A 15,981-nucleotide genomic window follows, 5' to 3' on the forward strand; every position below is an offset into this window, starting at 1 on the left:
GCACGCTCCACAATGCGGGCATGGCCGTCGTCTCCCTGTTGATGATCGGCACCGCGATCGCGCATTTTGCGTCGGGCAGCTCGGCCAACGCGCCAACCCTCTCCCTGAACGACCCGCGGTTCGTGTTGTTCTCGGTGCTCGCCCTGGCCATGGGCTACTACGTCTACGCAGGCATCAGCCGCTATCTCGACCGCACGCCGCAGATCGTTATCGACCACGACGGCATTACCCTGGGTTTCGGCCGCAACGTTCGCCTGGCGTGGAGCGACATCCAGTGGGTGCGCCTGCGGCGTCTCGCCCTGCGCCCCCAACTGCAGATCGGCGTCGAGCCCCAGGCTTTTCTCGCAGCCGACCTGCGCCTGTCGCTGCTCAATCTCGACGACAGCCTGCGCCCGATCCGGGGCATGCCGACCGCCATTCTGGTCCGTGACAACGGTCTCGATACGAGAGCCGTGACCATGCTTGACGCGGTCCAGGCGTTCCGGCCGAATCTCGTTCAATCCTAGTCAGCAAACCCAGTCAGTTCAGGGAATCTCCCGCATGCGGCGTTTCATCGTCGGCTTTCTTGCGACCATCGGCACCCTCGTCCTGCTGGCGGTGGTCGCCGGCGTGGCCTTCTTCGCCTCGGGCCCCTTCTCGCCCAAGCCGCTGCCGCAGCAGATGGTGTTGTCGCTGGACCTTCGATCGCTGCCGCCGGAAACGACCTCGACCGGGCTGCTGAGCGGCGGCCTGTTCGGCAGCTCGCGCGACATCGTCGAAACGGTACAGCTCCTGTGGCAGGCGGCGGACGATCCGCGCGTCGTCGGCCTGTACGTCGAGATCGGCGACGAGGAAGGCGGACTGGGGCGCGTCCAGGAGCTGCGCCAGGCGCTCGCCCACTTCCGCGGCAAGGGCAAGTTCGCCGTGGGCTTCGCGGAATCCCTCGGCAGCGGCGGCACCCATGTCGCCGACTACTATCTCGCGGCCGCACTCGACCAGATCTGGCTGCAGCCCAGCGGCGGTTTCAGCGTCACCGGCATCGCCGTCGAGACGCCCTTCCTCAAGGGCGGTCTCGACAAGCTCGGCGTGAAGGTCGAGGGCGGCAAGCGCTACGAATACAAGAGCGCGCCCGATTCGTTCACCGAGACCGGCTATACCCGCCCCGCCCGCGAGAACCTGCAGCAGCTCATCGACAGCCTGTTCGACCAGTTCATTGCCGACGTGGCCCGCGATCGCAAGATGGAGGCCGGCCATCTTCGCCGCCTGATCGACACGGCGCCGCACGAGTCGGAGCAGGCCCGCCGCGAGGGTCTCGTGGACAAGATCGGCTATCGCACCGACGCGCTCGAGGAGGTCTACCAGCGGGCCAACGGCAAGCGCGACCTCGTGACGCTCGCGGAATATGCCGGCGACGCGGCGCGTCCCCAGACCAGCGGCGAGGTCATCGCCCTGGTGCGGGCCAGCGGCGCCATCGCGTCCGGCACCGGCAACGGCAGCCCTCTCGAGGACGAGGCGATGGCCAACGCCGAGGATGTCGTCGAGGCGCTGGAGAACGCGGCGCAGGCCAAGGACGTGCGGGCGATCGTCCTGCGCATCGACTCGCCCGGCGGCACCTACCCCGCCGCCGACGCGATCGCCGACGCGGTCGGCCGCGCCCGTGCCGCCGGCAAGCCTGTGATCGTGTCGATGGGTGACATCGCGGCGTCGGGTGGTTACCTCGCTGCGGTGCGGGGCGAGGTGATCGTCGCCCAGCCGACGACCATCACCGCCTCGATCGGCGTGTTCAGCATCTGGCCGATGGCCCAGGAGCTGCTGACCACGCTCGGCGTGAATGTCGAACGCGTATCGGTCGGCCGCAACGCGGGCATGCATTCGACCTTCCAGCCGCCGACGCCGGCCCAGCGCGCCGCCATCGATCGCGAACTCGACGTCATCTATGCCGCCTTCACCGCCCAGGTGGCGGAATCGCGCAACCTCGACGCCAACCGCATCGACGCGGCGGCCCGCGGGCGGGTGTTCAGCGGCATCGACGCCAAGCGCATGGGCCTCGTCGACGAACTGGGCGGCCTGCAGCTCGCCTTCAACATCGCCAAGGCGAAGGCCGGTATCGACGAGGGCCGTAAGGTCGAGATCCGCCGCTATCCCGACGAAACCGATCGCCTGCAGCGTCTCATCGACCGGGTGTTCAAGCTGGCAGGCGTCACCGCGTCACCGAACCTGGCGATGCCGCGCGAGGTGCGCGAGGTCCTGGCGAAATTCGGCGTGGCGACCCGGCCCGGCAACGTCCGCCTCCCGCCGCAACCGCCGCTCTGGCGTTAGGGTCCTTCCGATTCCGACGGAATCACCACCACCCACCTCATGCTGAGGAGCGCTCCGCAGGAGCGCGTCTCGAAGCATGGGCACGAGCACCGCGCCTGTTGCCGATCCTTCGAGACGCGGTCCGGAGTTTACCCCGAGGTATTCGAGGGGGCCGCTCCTCAGGATGAGGTGGTGCTGAAGTGGAAAGACCCTAGCGCCGCTCCTCCAGGAGCGCGACGATCGCCTGCCACATCTTCCAGGCGTTGGCGACGTTGACCGCCGTGAACTCGACGTGGCCGATATCATCGATCAGGAACAGCGATACACGCGCCTTCGACGCTGCCACGGCAAGGTCCTGGCTCTCGCTGTAGGGCACCATCGGGTCGGTGCGGCCGTGCACCAGGATGAGATGGCCACGCAGCCTCGACAGATCGTAGAAGGCGAGATTGAGACCATCGATCTCGCGCCGCACGCTCTCGGGCAGTTCCTCGATCAGGCGGTTGACGGCATCGGGATCGCGATTGTCGACCAGGGCCAGCACCGCGCGGCCCTGGGGGCCGAGCATCGAGGCCTCGCGGGAGATGTCGGCATTGCGGTCATGGAAACGCTGCAGCGCGATCTCTTCGAGGAGGCGTGCGTCTCGCGGATCGTCGAGGCGGCTGGCGTTGGCGCGCAGGATCGCCCAGCGGCCATAGGCGTTCGGCTCGACCCGGAACTCGCGACTGTCGCCCCTCGGCCGGAAAGCGCCCGTGGTCACGAAGCGGATGGCCGCATACGCATCGCGATAGCCGCCGATGGCGACCACGAAGGCGACACGCGGGGCAAGATCGTCCTCGATCGCGGCGATGATGGCGGGAGCCGCGGCATAGGAAATGGCAGCGACGCCGAGCGGCAGGTCGGGCAGGCGCTTGTTCAGCTGCCGCAGGGCACTGGCCACCCGGTCGCCGTCGGCGCGTGATAGCACGAGCTGGCGCACCTCGGGCAGCTCCGGCACCAGAACGGCGAAGCCCGCGCGGGCAAGCGTCCGGGCAAGGGCCTGCAGCCGCGGCTCGTCGCGCCCCAGCACGGCGGCGCCCGGCACCAGAACCATCGCGGCCCGCGCCTGGCTGGCCGGCAGGTAGAGGTCCCCCTCGCCCTGCTCCCAGTGCATCGCCTGTTCGGCGGGCACCGCGGTCAGGTCCTGCCACAGGGTCGGTGCGCCGCCCGCCGCGACGTCCCACATCACCAGCACGGCTTCGGCCCAGACGATCGGCCGGCCAAAGACGAACAGCAGCGCGAGGCCCGCCACCAGGAAGATCGCGAGCCGGCGCAGTGCCTTCATGCGCCGAGGCGCACGCTGGCCAACGTTTCCAGCGTGTCGGCGGCTCGCCGCAACAGGGCCAGCTCCTCGATGCGGCCGGTCATCGGCAGGTTCTGGCGGCCGACGATGCGCGCCACCTGCTCGGCCTCGGCAGGGCTGCGAAACCGCCCCAGCGTGATGTGCGGCTCGAACGGCTCGCGCCCCGGTGCCGGATTCAGCGCCTCATGAAGCGCCGTCAGTTCGGCGGCGCCGTCGGACGGCTCGGCATAAAGGTAGAGGTCCGAGCGCACGATGCGCTCGATCAGGAACCAGAAGGGTCGTTGCGTGACGCCCTGCAGGGCCGCGCGCAACTGGCCCTCGCGCTCCGGCGCCTCGCCGAACACGAGCGTGAAGTGCGGGCCGATCATCTCCGCTTCCTGCGGATGGTACTGCGCCCGCAACCGGCGCAGCGCCGTGTCGTCGGCCTCGCCGAGCACCGGCCAGGCCACGACGTACAGCATGTCAGCTGTAGCTCTTGGCCATACCCAGCGCCGGGTCCATCACCGCACCGTAGGGCGGGAACGGATAGCGCAGGCCGTTCTTGCCGAGATGGCCCATGCCCTCGACCGCCCGCAGCAGTTCGTCCGGCGGGCAGGCCATCAGCAGCTCGTCGTCGGCGACGCCGCCGTAGCGGCGCTCGGCGAAGCACGGCAGCGACAGCGAGGTCTGGCGCGTGGCGAGGGCCCGGCCCCACGAATCGGCACAGGCGCTCTCGCCCGTCACCGTGAAGTCGTAGCGGCGGTAGCGGTGATACTGCAGGCCGTTGATGAAATAGATCATCTGGCCGGGCGTGCCGTAGAACAGGCAGATGTCCGGCGGATCGAGGCGCGCGGAGCGCAGCGGCGACACGACGAGGCCGTTGTACTTGCCATTGGGCACGCGCGGCATCTGCGCCTGGTGGGCGGCCGAGGCTTCCTTGTTGCCGAACCAGACGCCGTTCATGTGGTCGCCCGAGAGGAAGCCCTCGCCGGGATGGTTGAGGCCCACGACGCCGCCGCAATTGCCGCCGCGCGTATTGTCGACGGTGATGCCCAAGGTGAAGCCGTACCAGCGCGACTGCGTCACCATCTGGCACATGGTGAACTTGAAGCCCTCGGTCGGCTTGCGCACGCCCTTGATCTTGTCCATCTCGGCCGGGTCTTCGAACAGGCGCATGCCGATCGGCTGGGTGCGGATGCGCAGCAGTTCGATGAGCTTGTTGCTCGCCTCGGCCAGCATGGCGCCGGTGATGGTCTCGGGCGGCGTCCATGGGGCGGTCTTGTAGCCCGGCGGCAGCGTCTGGACGTTCATTGTTGTTTCCTCCGTGTCTGGCTAGGTGAGGTTCAACCCACCGTCGGCGATGACGATCTCTCCCGTAACGTAATCGTTGGCGCAGAGCGCGGCCACGAGATCGGCGATGTCCTCCGGTTTCGCAGGGCGCTTCATCGGCGACTTCGTTTTCCACATCTCCAGCATGTCCGGCCAGTTCGCCGTCATCGGCGTTTCGACCAGGCCCGGCGCCACCGCGTTGACCCGTATGTCCGGCCCCAGCGACAGCGCCAGCAGCCTGGTCACGTGATGCAGCGCCGCCTTCGACGCCGCATACGGGATCGACGAGCCCTTGGGCCGCGCGCCGGCATGCGTGCCGATGTTGACGATGCTGGCGGGTCGACCGCTTGACGCGGACTGCCGCAGCGCAGACTCGGCCTCCGCGACCAGGACGAAGGGCGCGATCAGGTTGACGTCGAGCATCTGCCGCCACAGCGCCGGCGTCGCGGCCTTGAGGTCGGTGTGCGGGATGCGGATCGAAAGACCCGCGTTGTTCACCAGCACGTCGAGACGGTCATGCCGCTCCAGGACCGACGCGACGAGACTGCGCGCCGCCGTCTCGTCGCCGAGATCGGCCTGGTGATAGCTCGCGCGCGGCAGCTCGGCGGCCATCGCCTTTCCGGTATCGGCGGAGCTGCGCGAATGAAGGGCCACGGTGTAGCCGTCATGCGCCAGGCGGCGCGCAATGGCGGCGCCGATTCCGGAGGTCGAACCGGTGACGAGAGCAACGCGATCAGACACAGGCCTTCAACGCCTCCAGCGTTTCGTCGGGGCGCTCGACCATCATGAAGTGCCCGCAGTTGGGAATGGTCACGGCTGTCGATCCGGCGATGGCGGCGACCAGCGGCTTCGCCTTGGCGGCAGGCGTCATGAGATCGCCGTCGCCCAGAACGAATACGGTCGGGCATGTCACGGCAGCCGCCCGGGCCGGCGCATCCTTGTAGGCGCTGCAGGCGGCCAGGTCGGTATGGATCACGTCCGGTTCGTTGCCTGCCAGCACCGCCAGAGACTCGCGACGCAACCACAGGCCGGGCGAGACCATGCCGCCTTTGTGGAGCGCAGTGCCCATGCCCCAGAAGGTCATGAGTTCCTGCACTTTCGTCGTGTTGGCCTTGGCCGATTCGAGCATCTCGGGATGGACCGGCATTTCCGACGCGACGCCGCACAGGCCGAGCGCCCGCACCTTGTCGCCATGGCGCGCCGCGCAGTCGAGGGCGACCAGCGCGCCCATCGAATGGCCGACGAGGGCTGCCTGCTTCAAACCGGCGGCGTCGATCACGCGTGCCGTCCAGTCGGCCATCGCGGCGATGCTGTCGAGCGCCGGCCCGCCCGACCAGCCATGCGCCGGGAAATCGACGGCCAGCACGCTGCGGCCGTGATGGGCGAACCAGCGCGTCTGCAGGCGCCATGCCGTGCGGTCGAAGCCCGCGCCATGGAGGAAGACGATCGCGGGCTTGGCCGCATCGAATTCGGTGCCGCCGGTCGTCGCGAAGACGGTGCGGCCATCGACGGTGAGCTTCATGGTCAGCCCTTCTGCGAGGCGCGCAGCGCCTGTCCGAGATCGTCGATCAGGTCCTCGGCATCCTCGAGCCCGACCGAGAGCCGGATCATGCCCTCGCCGATACCCGCCTGCGCGAGCGCGGCGGCATCGAGCTGGGCGTGCGTGGTCGAGGCAGGGTGGATCACCAGCGACTTGGCGTCGCCGACATTGGCCAGATGCGAGAACAGCTTCAACCGCTCGATGAAGCGGCGGCCGGCCTCGCGCCCGCCCTTGATGTCGAAGCTGAAGATCGAGCCCGTGCCCTTGGGCAGCATCTTCTGCGCCAGCGCATGGTCGGGATGATCGGGCATGTCGGGTGAGGCGATGCGCTCCACCGCGGGGTTCGACGTCAGGAAGGCCATCACCTTGCGCGCATTCTCCCCGTGCCGCGCGACGCGCAGCGGCAAGGTCTCGAGGCCCTGGATGAGATAGAAGGCGTTTTGCGGCGACAGGCAGCAGCCGAAGTCGCGTACGCCCTCGGTGCGGGCGCGCATCACGAAGGCGTGCGGGCCGAACTCCTCGGCGAAGTCGATTCCGTGATAGCCGGCATAGGGTTCGGTGAGCGTCGGGAACTTGCCCGATGCTTCCCAGTCGAAGCGGCCGGACTCGACGATCACGCCCCCGATCGCCACGCCATGGCCGCCGATGAACTTGGTCGCCGAGTGGAACACGATGTCCGCCCCCAGGGTCAGCGGCTTGCACAGGATCGGCGAGGCGAAGGTATTGTCGATCATCAGCGGGATCTTCGCCTCGTGGGCGATCGCGGCGATGGCCGGGATGTCGAGCACCTCGCCGCCCGGATTGCCGATGGTCTCTCCCAGCACGAGGCGCGTCTCCGGCCGGATGGCCTTGCGGAACCCGTCATGGTCGCGCGGATGGACGAACGTCGTCTCGATGCCGAAGCGCGGCAGCGTCAGCGCCAGCATGTTGCGCGTGCCACCGTAGAGCGACGTCGAGGCGACGATGTGTTGGCCCGCGCCCATCAGTGTCGCGATGGCGATGTGCAGCGCCGCCTGGCCGCTCGACACTGCGAGCGCACCCGATCCCTCTTCGAGCGCCGCCACCCGCTCCTCGAACACCGAGACTGTGGGATTGGAGATGCGGCTGTAGATGTGGCCGCCCACTTCGAGGTTGAAGAGGCTGGCGGCGTGGTCGACGTCGCGGAACACGAAGGACGTCGTCTGGTAGATCGGCACGGCACGCGCACCGGTCGCCGGATCGGGATGCTGGCCCGCATGCAGCGCCAGCGTGTCGGGCTTCAGGAACTTGGCTTCGACCACGTCGTCTCCCTCTCAGCGGGCGATTTTGCCGCCGCTATTTCTTGAACAGCGACGCCGCTACCGCGGCATGGCTCTGCTTGGCCTTGATCTTGGCTTGGACACGCTCGATCTCGGCCTTGAGAACGAGGACGTATTCCTGCAGGTCCTCGACGTTCATGACGTCGAGATTCTTCGGTTGTGTCTTCTTCTGTCGGGGGTCGAGATCGTCGAGTTCGAAGGCCATGGCGCGTCTCCACGGAAGCGGCTAAGGCAGGACTAGCACCGCTCCCCCCGCTTCGAAAGGCCGACCATGAGTGCCCTGCCCGCCACGATGACTTGCATCGAGATCACCAAGTTTGGCGGCCCGGAGGTCCTGGTGCCGGCGACCCGGCCGGTGCCACGGCCGAAGGCGGGCGAAATCCTGATCAAGGTCGCCGCGACCGCGGTCAACCGGCCCGACATCGCGCAGCGCATGGGCAACTACGCGCCCCCGCCGGGCGCCTCGGACCTGCCGGGCCTCGAAGCCGCCGGCACCGTTGCAGAACTCGGCGAAGGAGTGAGCGGCTGGAATATCGGTGACGAAATCTGCGCGCTGACGCCGGGCGGCGCCTATGCCGAATACTGCGTCGTGCCGGCGCCGCAGTGCCTGCCGCCCCCCAAAGGCTTCGACCTGCTGCACGCCGCAGCCCTGCCGGAGAACTACTTCACCGTCTGGCACAACCTGTTCGAGCGCGGGCAGCTCAAGGCCGGCGAGACCGCGCTGATTCATGGCGGCGCAAGCGGCATCGGCACGACGGCGATCCAGCTCGCCAAGTCATTCGGCGCGACGGTGCTCACCACCGTGCGGACGCAGGAGAAGGCCAATGCCGTGAAGGCGCTCGGGGCCGATCACGCCATCCTCTACAAGGACAATGACTGGGCGGCCGAGGTGAAGAAACTCTCGGGCGGCGTCGACGTCGTGCTCGACATGGTGGCCGGCGACTACCTGCCGAAGAACCTGTCGCTGCTGAAGCTGGACGGACGCTGCGTGGTGATTGCCGTGCAGGGCGGCGCGACGGCCACGATCAGCGCCGGCTTCCTCATGGTGAATCGCCTGACGCTCACGGGCTCGACCCTGCGTCCGCAGAGCATCGAGAGCAAGGGCCGGATGGCGCGCGGCCTGAAGGAGAAGGTCTGGCCGCTGCTCGAAGCCGGCAGCATCAAGCCGATCATCTACAAGACGTTCCCGCTGCGGGATGCCGCCGGCGCGCATGCCGAACTGGAGCGCGCCGACCATGTCGGCAAGGTGATGATGACCGTCCAGGTCTAGCGCTCGGCGAGGTCGGGCTGGTCGGCCTCCGCCGGATCGAGCCCGGCCTCCTCGACGACCTCTTCGACGTGGCCCTGGTCCGCCATACCCTTCTTGCGGGCAGCATCCTCCCGGGCGGCCTTGCGGCGCGCGCGGTCGACCGCGTCGTTCAAATCCTTGAGCGTGCAGAGGCCGAGCGTCACCGGATCGCGCTGGCGCAGGTTCTGCATGTTCCAGTGAGTGCGGTCCTTGACCGACTGGACCGTGCTCTTGGTCGAGCCGACGAGTTTGGCGACCTGGCTATCCTGGAGTTCGGGATGCGTCTTCAACAGCCAGGCGATGGCGTCGGGGCGATCCTGGCGCTTGGCAACCGGCGTATAGCGCGGGCCCTTGGAGCGGGCTTGCGGCATCGGCACGTCGCGCGGGCTGAGCTTCAACCGGGCGTTGCTGTCCGCCTCGGCCCGCTTGATCTCTTCCTTGGTCAGCTGACCGTTGGTCGTCGGATCGTATCCCGTCATGCCGCCTGCGACTTCGCCATCGGCGATCGCCTGGATCTCGAGCGGATGCAGGCCCGTGAAGGCCGAGATCTGGTCAAAGGTCAGGGTCGTATTCTCGACCAGCCAGACGGCGGTCGCCTTGGGCATCAACACTTGCGACATGAATTCACTCTCCTGTGCCCGGATATAGAGGCCGGCTCCCCCGCCGCCAACCCGAAAAGCACATAGCCCGAAAATGGAAACGGCCGGGGTTGCCCCCGGCCGTTCCTGAAGTCAACGCTTCGGATCGTCTTACTGGATGACGATTTCGACGCGGCGGTTCTGCGGCTCGCGGACGTTCGGGCCGGTCTGCACCAGCAGGCCCTGCTCGCCACGGCCAACCACCGCGATCGCGGTCGCCGGCACGCCTTCGCGAACCAGGGCGTCCTTGACGGCGTTGGCGCGACGCAGCGACAGCGCCATGTTGTAGGCCGGCGCGCCCGACGTATCGGTGTGACCCGTCGCCGTGATGCGGGCGTTGCCCTTGGTCTTGTAGGCGCCGGCAGCCTGCTTGATCGTGTTCAGAGCCTGAGCCGACAGGTTCGAGCGATCCCAGTCGAAGAACACCATGAACGACGGCGGCGCAACGACCGGCGGCGGCGGCGGCGGAGCGGCCGGCGTCGAACCGAACTTCAGCTGCAGGCCCAGCATGATGCTGAAGTTGTTGTTCGTCCAACCCACGCCGTTAACCTGCGGGTTCGTCGTGCCGTAGTAACGGCCGTCCAGGTTCACGCGGAAGTTCGTGTCGGCGTTCCAGCCGAGACCGATGATGCCCTGATAGGCGAAAACCGTGCTCGACAGCGACGAGTTGCCGTCGACCAGACCCAGACCGGCGCCAGCGCCGATGTACGGGGTGATCACCGAACCCGGCATGAAGTCGTACAGCAGGTTCGCCATGATGCCCAGCTGGCCGACCTGGTTGTTGACGGCCGTGTTCGGCACGCCGACATTCGTCGGGTTCCAGCGATAGATGCCTTCCAACTCAACGCGCGGACCAACGAAGTCGTAGCCGATCACGCCACCGGCCATCCAGCCCAGCTGCGGGGTCACGTTCACCGTCGGGAACGCCGGGATGTTCGTGTTCGCCGTGAAGTTCGTCAGCCAGTTGATGCCGCCCTCGGCACCAATGTACAGACCCGGCTGCGGGGCCTGCGCCTGCGCAGCCACCGGCAGCGCTACAATGGCGGCGGCCGCCAGAAGAGCCTTCTTCATGAGTTCTTCCCCTCGTTTCTGATACTTGCAGACTGAAACTGTATATCGCTCGTCGGCGGGCTGTCCGTGTCGCCAACTTTGGAGAATATACACACCACCACTGGTGCGGTGCAACCAAACCGCCCTGTCCGCGATGACTCGCCGGAAACGTGTGACACGGACGCAACAGTGAGGGTTAAGGGCCGGTGGAGACCGACTGCCGTGGCAGCCGCGTCCTCGGCTATCGAGCACCAGATGTAGTGGTCTGCCCGGTGGAGCCCCGTTGCGCCGGTAGAGGCAACCGCAGACCGAGGACCCCGCCCCCGCTCTCGCCGCGGCCGAAGGGGGTCGGGCCTGTCAGGGGCCTCGCCACGTCAGTCCTGTCCGAAAACTCTTCTGAAAGTCTTGGATGCGGCAAAGGCACGTCGGGATCGGAGGCGCCGGGATTGAGCGACCTGGCGGCGAGTTCTGCGGGGGTGCCAGGCTCCACCGCCCCGAGGCTCGCGGCAGGCTTCTTGATCTGGGCCGTCTGCAGGGCGCGCGGCCGGCCACCAGTGGGCGAATCCGCCTGTCCGGCCCACACAACCGCTTGTGGACGGCTCGGGACGATCTGAAGATCGTGGTTTAAGGTCGACGCGTAAGTGAGGCTGGCCGACAGCGCGGCGAACACCCCTGCGAGGCCGCCGAACACGCCCCGGAATGCGGTGAACTTCATTTCACGATGCAGATAGGCATCGCACTCCGGCTTTTCACCGTGGCATTTTGGGCGGTAAATCGCCGTTCACCAAAAAGGGAGTATGCCATGGGCCAGTACAGCAAAGTCGAGACCGACGGCCACCTGATGATCGTCACGATCAACCGCCCCGAGGTCTACAACGCCTGCCATCCCATGGCGAACCAGGAGATGATCGAGGCGTTCGACGAGTTCCAGGCCAACCCGGACCTCTGGGTCGCCATCATCACCGGCGCCGGCGACAAGGCCTTCTGCGCCGGCAACGACCTCAAGTACCATGCCGAGATCCAGGCCAAGACCGGAAAGCGCCCGGTCCATCCGGCCAAGGGCTTCGGCGGGCTGGCCAACCGTTTCGACCTCGACAAGCCGGTGATCGCCGCGGTGAACGGCATCGCCATGGGCGGCGGCTTCGAGATCGCGCTGGCCTGCGACATCATCATCGCATCCGACCAAGCCAAGTTCGCCCTGCCCGAGCCGCGCGTCGGCCTGGCCGCCGGTGCCGGCGGCATGCAGCGCTTGAGCCGCATGATCCCGCTCAAGAAGGCGATGGGCATGATGCTGACCGGCCGCCATGTCGGCGCCAAGGAAGGCTACGAGATGGGCTTCGTCACCGAAGTGGTGCCGCACGCCGAGCTGATGGCGTCGGCCAGGAAGTGGGCCGCCCAGATCCTCGAATGCTCGCCGATGTCGATCCGCGCCACCAAGCAGGTCGTGATGCGTTCGCTCGACCAGCCGTCGCTCGAGATCGGCATGCGCAACCAGACATACCCCGCCTTCGTCGCCATGGCGCACAGCGAGGACACGGTCGAGGGCCCGAAGGCCTTCGCCGAAAAGCGCAAGCCCAACTGGAAGGGCCGCTGACACAAAGCGTTTCCGCAGGATGTTGATTCGTTCGTGTGTATGGTACCGTTCAATCATACACACGGACGACAATTCATCATGCGCACCAATATCGAGATCGACGAGAAATTGGTGGCCGAGGCCCAGAAGGCATCCGGGCTCACGACCAAGAAGCAGACCGTGGAACAGGCCCTTCGCCTGATGGTCAAGCTCCGTCGACAACAGGAGGTGAGCGCCGCCTTCGGCAAGTACCCATGGCGCGGCGATCTTACGAAAAGTCGCGCCGGCCGAGGGGCGGCTTGATTGTCGTCGACAGCAGTGTCTGGATTGATTTTCTGAACGGACACGAAGCGCCTTATGTGAAGCGCCTTCAGATGGCCCTCGGCGTCGAAGAGATCGTCGTGGGCGATCTGATGCTGTGCGAAGTCCTGCAAGGCCTGAAAGACGAACGGGCGGCCCGCAGCGTCGAGGCGCTCCTGCGCCGCTTCGATATCGTCGCAATGGCCGGTGCAGAAATCGCCGTCGCCGCAGCGCGCAACTTTCGCGCGCTCCGGCGCCGAGGCATCACGGTACGGACCACCACCGACTTACTGATCGGAGCCTAGTGTATCGAAAACCAGGTGGCACTGCTGCACAATGATCGTGATTTTCACCCGATGGCCCGTCACCTTGGTCTGATCGAAGTCCCGCTGGGGCCCTAAGAACGTCACCTCACCGCCCCTTGAACTTCGCCTTCCGCTTTTCGAGGAAGGCGCTCAGGCCCTCGAAATGGTCCTCGGTCGCGGCGCAGGCGGCCAGGCCCTCGGCCTCGCGGTGCGAGTGCTCGTCCCAGCTGTTGTCGAACGAGTTGCGGATCAGCTTCTTGGCGACGCCCAGCGCGTAGGTCGGACCGTCGGCCAGCTTGCGCGCCATCTTCTCGGTCTCGGCGGCGAGCTGATCCTTCGGCACGACCCAGTTGAGGATATTGTTGTCCTTGGCCTCCTGCGCCGAGAAGCGCTCGCCCAGCAGGGCGATCTCCAGCGCCTTCCGCTCGCCCACGACCCTCGGCAGGAAGTAGGTCGCGCCGCCATCGGCGCTGAGGCCGATATGGCGGTAAGCCAGGGTGAAGAACGAATCGTCGGACGCGATGGCGAGGTCGCAATTCAGGATCAGCGACAGGCCGAAGCCGGCGGCGGCGCCCTGCACCGAGGCCAGCACCGGCTTGTTCATGCGGCGGATCTGGTAGATCGCCTGGTGCGCCTTCACGACCCGCATCTCGAAGCCCGCGAGATGGGCCTCCTTGTCCTCGGTCAGCGACTTGTGGAAACCGCGAATGTCGCCACCTGCCATGAAGTGCGTGCCGGCGCCGCGGATCACCACGCAGCGCACCGCCGGGTCCTTCTCGAACTTCGCGCTGTGCTCGATCAGCAGGTCGCGCATTTCCATCGACAGGGCGTTGAGCGACTCTGGCCGGTTGAGCGTCATCCAGCCGATGCCATCTTTGACTTCGGCGAGAACGTGCGGTGCAGACATGGGGCAATTTCCTCAGGCGTTTATTGGACAACGCCCCAAGGTTAGCCCGTCGCGCGGTGCGGTGCGAAAAGAATGATGCCGGCCCCGATCAGGCAAATCAGGGCGCCGGTGACGTCCCAGCGATCGGGCCGCGTGCCCTCGACGGCCCACAGCCAGACGAGCGTCGCGGCGATATAGACGCCGCCGTACGCGGCATAGGCCCTGCCCGCCGCATCCGATTCGATGAAGGTGAGCAGCCAGGCAAACAGGCCCAAGGCGATGAGGCCCGGCGCCAGCCACCAGGGCGATGCGCCGAGCCGCAGCCACGCCCAGAAGGCGAAGCAGCCGGCGATCTCGAGGAACGCCGCTGCCCCGTAGGCAAGGACCGACTTCAGAAGGCCTCGGCCGGCAGCGCCATCAGGGTCGAGGCGCCCGCCTTGATCTGATGGTTGAGCGACACGGTCTGCGGCAGCACGCGGGCCATGAAGAAGCGCGCGGTGACGATCTTGGCTTCGTAGAAACCATTGTCGTTGCCGGCCGCGAGTCCCTTGTGGGCGGCGACGACAATGCGGTTCCACATATAGGCCATGGCCGTCAGCGCCATGAGGCGCAGCAGGTCGGTGGCGGCGCCACCGGCCTCGTCGGGGTTCTTCATCGCGTTCTGCATCAGGAAGAGCGCCGAGTCCTGCACGCGGCCCATCGCCTTCTCGAGCGGCTCGACGAACTCCTTCATCGTCTCGTCGGACTTGTGCTGGGCGATGAAACCGGCGATCTCGCCGAGCAGGCGCTGTGCGGCGCGGCCACCCTTCATCGGCAGCTTGCGGCCGACCAGGTCGAGCGCCTGGATGCCGTTGGTGCCTTCGTAGAGCTGGGTGATGCGCGCGTCGCGCACGAGCTGCTCGACGCCGTTCTCGCGGATGAAGCCGTGGCCGCCCCAGGTCTGCACCGCGAGGTTGGCGCACTCGCTGCCCATGTCGGTGAAGTAGGCCTTGATGATCGGCGTCAGCATCTGGATGAGATCGTCGGCGGCCTCGCGCGTCGCGGCGTCGGGATGGGAATGCGCCTCGTCGATCAGCATGCCGACCCACAGCGACAGCGCACGCGCGCCCTCGGTGAAGGACTTCTGGATCATCAGCATCCGGCGCACGTCGGGATGCACGATGATCGGATCGGCCGGTCCGCTGGCGTTCTTCGGCCCCGTGAGCGAACGGCCCTGCAGGCGGTCGCGCGCATAGGCGACGGCGCTCTGGTAGGCCGTCTCGGCAATGCCGAGGCCCTGCATGCCGACGCCGAGGCGCGCGGCGTTCATCATGACGAACATCGCCGTCATGCCCTTGTTGGCCTCGCCGACCAGCCAGCCGGTGGCGCCGTCGAGGTTCATCACGCAGGTCGCGTTGGCCTTGATGCCCATCTTGTGCTCGAGGGCGCCGCAGCGGATGCCGTTGCGCTCGCCGACCGAGCCGTCCGCCTTCGGCAGGAACTTCGGCACGATGAACAGCGAGATGCCCTTGGTGCCGCCCGGCGCATCCGGCAGGCGCGCCAGCACGAGATGGACGATGTTCTCGGTGAGATCGTGCTCGCCGGCCGAGATGAAGATCTTGGTGCCGGTGATGCTGTAGCTGCCGTCGGCCTGCGGCTCGGCCTTGGTGCGCAGCATGCCGAGGTCGGTGCCGCAATGGGGCTCGGTGAGGCACATGGTGCCCGACCAGGTGCCGTCCGCCAGCTTCGGCAGGTAGCGCTTCTTCAGCTCGTCGGAACCGTGGCGCGACAGCGCCTCGTAGGCGCCGTGGCTGAGGCCCGGATACATCGCGAAGGCCTGGTTCGCCGCGGTGAACATCTCCTGCAGCGCGAAGCCCACCGTCGCCGGCAGCCCCTGCCCGCCGAACTCTGGATCGCAGGTGATGCCCGTCCAGCCGCCCTCGGCGAACTGCTTATAGGCTTCCTTGAAGCCCTTGGGCGTGCGCACGACGCCGTTCTCGTAGTGGCAGCCTTCCTCGTCGCCGGTGCGGTTCAGCGGGAACAGCACGTTCTCGCAGAGCTTGGCGGCTTCCTCGACGATGGCGTGGATCGTGTCGGGGGTCGCGTCCTCGTAGCCCGGCAGCTTGGCGAGCTTCGAGACGTCGATGACTTCGTTCAGAACGAACTGGATGTCCTTGATCGGGGCCTTGTAGACGGCCAT

The 15,981-nt window shown here is 67.0% G+C and carries 18 protein-coding genes; 6 read left to right on the top strand and 12 right to left on the bottom strand.

The genetic code is table 11. From position 1 onward, the window contains the following. Positions 1–20 precede the first annotated feature (20 nt). Together ACO07I_RS05685 and sppA are read left to right on the top strand one after the other, a co-directional pair. Positions 21–506 carry a hypothetical protein gene (locus ACO07I_RS05685; RefSeq protein WP_422015186.1) on the top strand — a complete coding sequence of 162 codons (486 nt, stop codon included), beginning with the start codon at positions 21–23 and terminating at the stop codon, positions 504–506. A 34-nt stretch (positions 507–540) separates the two neighbouring features. Then, complete coding sequence (gene sppA / locus ACO07I_RS05690) at positions 541–2,298, top strand: signal peptide peptidase SppA (protein WP_422015188.1); 1,758 nt, start codon at positions 541–543, stop codon at positions 2,296–2,298. Between the two features lie 190 nt (positions 2,299–2,488). On the opposite strand, the gene ACO07I_RS05695 is transcribed toward sppA, so the two are convergent. The 7 genes from ACO07I_RS05695 to ACO07I_RS05725 all read right to left on the bottom strand — a co-directional run bounded on the left by ACO07I_RS05695 (position 2,489) and on the right by ACO07I_RS05725 (position 7,967). After that, entirely contained in the window at positions 2,489–3,598 is a 1,110-nt protein-coding gene (locus tag ACO07I_RS05695; protein WP_422015190.1) for a hypothetical protein, read from the bottom strand. Further along, entirely contained in the window at positions 3,595–4,077 is a 483-nt protein-coding gene (locus tag ACO07I_RS05700; protein ID WP_422015192.1) for a 2'-5' RNA ligase family protein, read from the bottom strand. Before ACO07I_RS05700 ends, ACO07I_RS05695 begins: the two co-directional genes overlap by 4 nt. A gap of 1 nt (position 4,078) precedes the next feature. Then, on the bottom strand, positions 4,079–4,834 hold the full coding sequence (locus tag ACO07I_RS05705) for a DUF169 domain-containing protein (protein WP_422018167.1): 756 nt from the start codon (positions 4,832–4,834) through the stop codon (positions 4,079–4,081). A gap of 93 nt (positions 4,835–4,927) precedes the next feature. Beyond that, a complete protein-coding gene (locus ACO07I_RS05710) occupies positions 4,928–5,665 on the bottom strand; it encodes an SDR family NAD(P)-dependent oxidoreductase (protein ID WP_422015194.1) in 738 nt (245 codons plus the stop codon). Beyond that, complete coding sequence (locus ACO07I_RS05715; RefSeq protein ID WP_422015196.1) at positions 5,658–6,446, bottom strand: alpha/beta fold hydrolase; 789 nt, start codon at positions 6,444–6,446, stop codon at positions 5,658–5,660. Before ACO07I_RS05715 ends, ACO07I_RS05710 begins: the two co-directional genes overlap by 8 nt. Positions 6,447–6,448: 2 nt before the next feature. Next, positions 6,449–7,744: an O-acetylhomoserine aminocarboxypropyltransferase gene (locus ACO07I_RS05720; protein ID WP_422015198.1), complete on the bottom strand. Its 1,296-nt coding sequence runs from the start codon at positions 7,742–7,744 to the stop codon at positions 6,449–6,451. 34 nt (positions 7,745–7,778) lie between these two features. Then, positions 7,779–7,967, bottom strand: a complete 189-nt coding sequence (locus tag ACO07I_RS05725) for a DUF1192 domain-containing protein (protein WP_422015200.1) — start codon at positions 7,965–7,967, stop codon at positions 7,779–7,781. A gap of 66 nt (positions 7,968–8,033) precedes the next feature. On the opposite strand from ACO07I_RS05725, the gene ACO07I_RS05730 reads away from it, so the two are divergent. Continuing rightward, entirely contained in the window at positions 8,034–9,032 is a 999-nt protein-coding gene (locus tag ACO07I_RS05730) for an NAD(P)H-quinone oxidoreductase (protein WP_422015202.1), read from the top strand. Here ACO07I_RS05730 and ACO07I_RS05735 read toward each other — a convergent pair. Together ACO07I_RS05735 and ACO07I_RS05740 are read right to left on the bottom strand one after the other, a co-directional pair. Further along, positions 9,029–9,670, bottom strand: a complete 642-nt coding sequence (locus ACO07I_RS05735; protein ID WP_422015204.1) for a DUF1013 domain-containing protein — start codon at positions 9,668–9,670, stop codon at positions 9,029–9,031. The two genes, ACO07I_RS05730 and ACO07I_RS05735, sit on opposite strands and share 4 nt — an antisense overlap. 129 nt (positions 9,671–9,799) lie before the next feature. Then, positions 9,800–10,759 (bottom strand): OmpA family protein, encoded by a 960-nt coding sequence (locus ACO07I_RS05740; RefSeq protein ID WP_324504890.1) that lies wholly within the window; start codon positions 10,757–10,759, stop codon positions 9,800–9,802. Positions 10,760–11,540: 781 nt separating this feature from the next. Between ACO07I_RS05740 and ACO07I_RS05745 the strand changes: the two genes are divergently transcribed. The 3 genes from ACO07I_RS05745 (at position 11,541) to vapC (ending at position 12,916) form a co-directional block, all read left to right on the top strand. Next, positions 11,541–12,332 (top strand): enoyl-CoA hydratase-related protein, encoded by a 792-nt coding sequence (locus ACO07I_RS05745; RefSeq protein ID WP_422015206.1) that lies wholly within the window; start codon positions 11,541–11,543, stop codon positions 12,330–12,332. A gap of 78 nt (positions 12,333–12,410) precedes the next feature. After that, complete coding sequence (locus ACO07I_RS05750) at positions 12,411–12,614, top strand: type II toxin-antitoxin system VapB family antitoxin (protein WP_422015208.1); 204 nt, start codon at positions 12,411–12,413, stop codon at positions 12,612–12,614. Further along, entirely contained in the window at positions 12,611–12,916 is a 306-nt protein-coding gene (vapC, locus tag ACO07I_RS05755) for a type II toxin-antitoxin system VapC family toxin (RefSeq protein ID WP_422015210.1), read from the top strand. Before ACO07I_RS05750 ends, vapC begins: the two co-directional genes overlap by 4 nt. Before the next feature lie 106 nt (positions 12,917–13,022). Here the strand turns inward: vapC and ACO07I_RS05760 are convergent, their stop codons facing one another. From ACO07I_RS05760 to ACO07I_RS05770, 3 genes are read right to left on the bottom strand one after another with little or no spacing between them, the layout of a single operon-like run. Continuing rightward, positions 13,023–13,823 carry an enoyl-CoA hydratase/isomerase family protein gene (locus ACO07I_RS05760; protein WP_298305935.1) on the bottom strand — a complete coding sequence of 267 codons (801 nt, stop codon included), beginning with the start codon at positions 13,821–13,823 and terminating at the stop codon, positions 13,023–13,025. Positions 13,824–13,864: 41 nt separating this feature from the next. After that, a complete protein-coding gene (locus ACO07I_RS05765; RefSeq protein ID WP_422018169.1) occupies positions 13,865–14,197 on the bottom strand; it encodes a YnfA family protein in 333 nt (110 codons plus the stop codon). After that, complete coding sequence (locus ACO07I_RS05770) at positions 14,194–15,981, bottom strand: acyl-CoA dehydrogenase C-terminal domain-containing protein (RefSeq protein ID WP_422015213.1); 1,788 nt, start codon at positions 15,979–15,981, stop codon at positions 14,194–14,196. The genes ACO07I_RS05765 and ACO07I_RS05770 overlap by 4 nt, the downstream gene beginning before the upstream one ends.

Source organism: Reyranella sp., from assembly GCF_965227665.1.
Classification (GTDB): domain Bacteria; phylum Pseudomonadota; class Alphaproteobacteria; order Reyranellales; family Reyranellaceae; genus Reyranella.

What these genes read in the sequence shown, in the direction of transcription:
- ACO07I_RS05685 (WP_422015186.1), top strand. Translation starts at nt 21, where the DNA reads ATGGCCGTCGTCTCCCTGTTGATGATCGGCACCGCGATCGCGCATTTT.
- sppA (WP_422015188.1), top strand. Translation starts at nt 541, where the DNA reads ATGCGGCGTTTCATCGTCGGCTTTCTTGCGACCATCGGCACCCTCGTC.
- ACO07I_RS05695 (WP_422015190.1), bottom strand. Translation starts at nt 3,598, where the DNA reads ATGAAGGCACTGCGCCGGCTCGCGATCTTCCTGGTGGCGGGCCTCGCG.
- ACO07I_RS05700 (WP_422015192.1), bottom strand. Translation starts at nt 4,077, where the DNA reads ATGCTGTACGTCGTGGCCTGGCCGGTGCTCGGCGAGGCCGACGACACG.
- ACO07I_RS05705 (WP_422018167.1), bottom strand. Translation starts at nt 4,834, where the DNA reads ATGCTGGCCGAGGCGAGCAACAAGCTCATCGAACTGCTGCGCATCCGC.
- ACO07I_RS05715 (WP_422015196.1), bottom strand. Translation starts at nt 6,446, where the DNA reads ATGAAGCTCACCGTCGATGGCCGCACCGTCTTCGCGACGACCGGCGGC.
- ACO07I_RS05725 (WP_422015200.1), bottom strand. Translation starts at nt 7,967, where the DNA reads ATGGCCTTCGAACTCGACGATCTCGACCCCCGACAGAAGAAGACACAA.
- ACO07I_RS05730 (WP_422015202.1), top strand. Translation starts at nt 8,034, where the DNA reads ATGAGTGCCCTGCCCGCCACGATGACTTGCATCGAGATCACCAAGTTT.
- ACO07I_RS05735 (WP_422015204.1), bottom strand. Translation starts at nt 9,670, where the DNA reads ATGTCGCAAGTGTTGATGCCCAAGGCGACCGCCGTCTGGCTGGTCGAG.
- ACO07I_RS05740 (WP_324504890.1), bottom strand. Translation starts at nt 10,759, where the DNA reads ATGAAGAAGGCTCTTCTGGCGGCCGCCGCCATTGTAGCGCTGCCGGTG.
- ACO07I_RS05745 (WP_422015206.1), top strand. Translation starts at nt 11,541, where the DNA reads ATGGGCCAGTACAGCAAAGTCGAGACCGACGGCCACCTGATGATCGTC.
- ACO07I_RS05750 (WP_422015208.1), top strand. Translation starts at nt 12,411, where the DNA reads ATGCGCACCAATATCGAGATCGACGAGAAATTGGTGGCCGAGGCCCAG.
- ACO07I_RS05760 (WP_298305935.1), bottom strand. Translation starts at nt 13,823, where the DNA reads ATGTCTGCACCGCACGTTCTCGCCGAAGTCAAAGATGGCATCGGCTGG.
- ACO07I_RS05770 (WP_422015213.1), bottom strand. Translation starts at nt 15,981, where the DNA reads ATGGCCGTCTACAAGGCCCCGATCAAGGACATCCAGTTCGTTCTGAAC.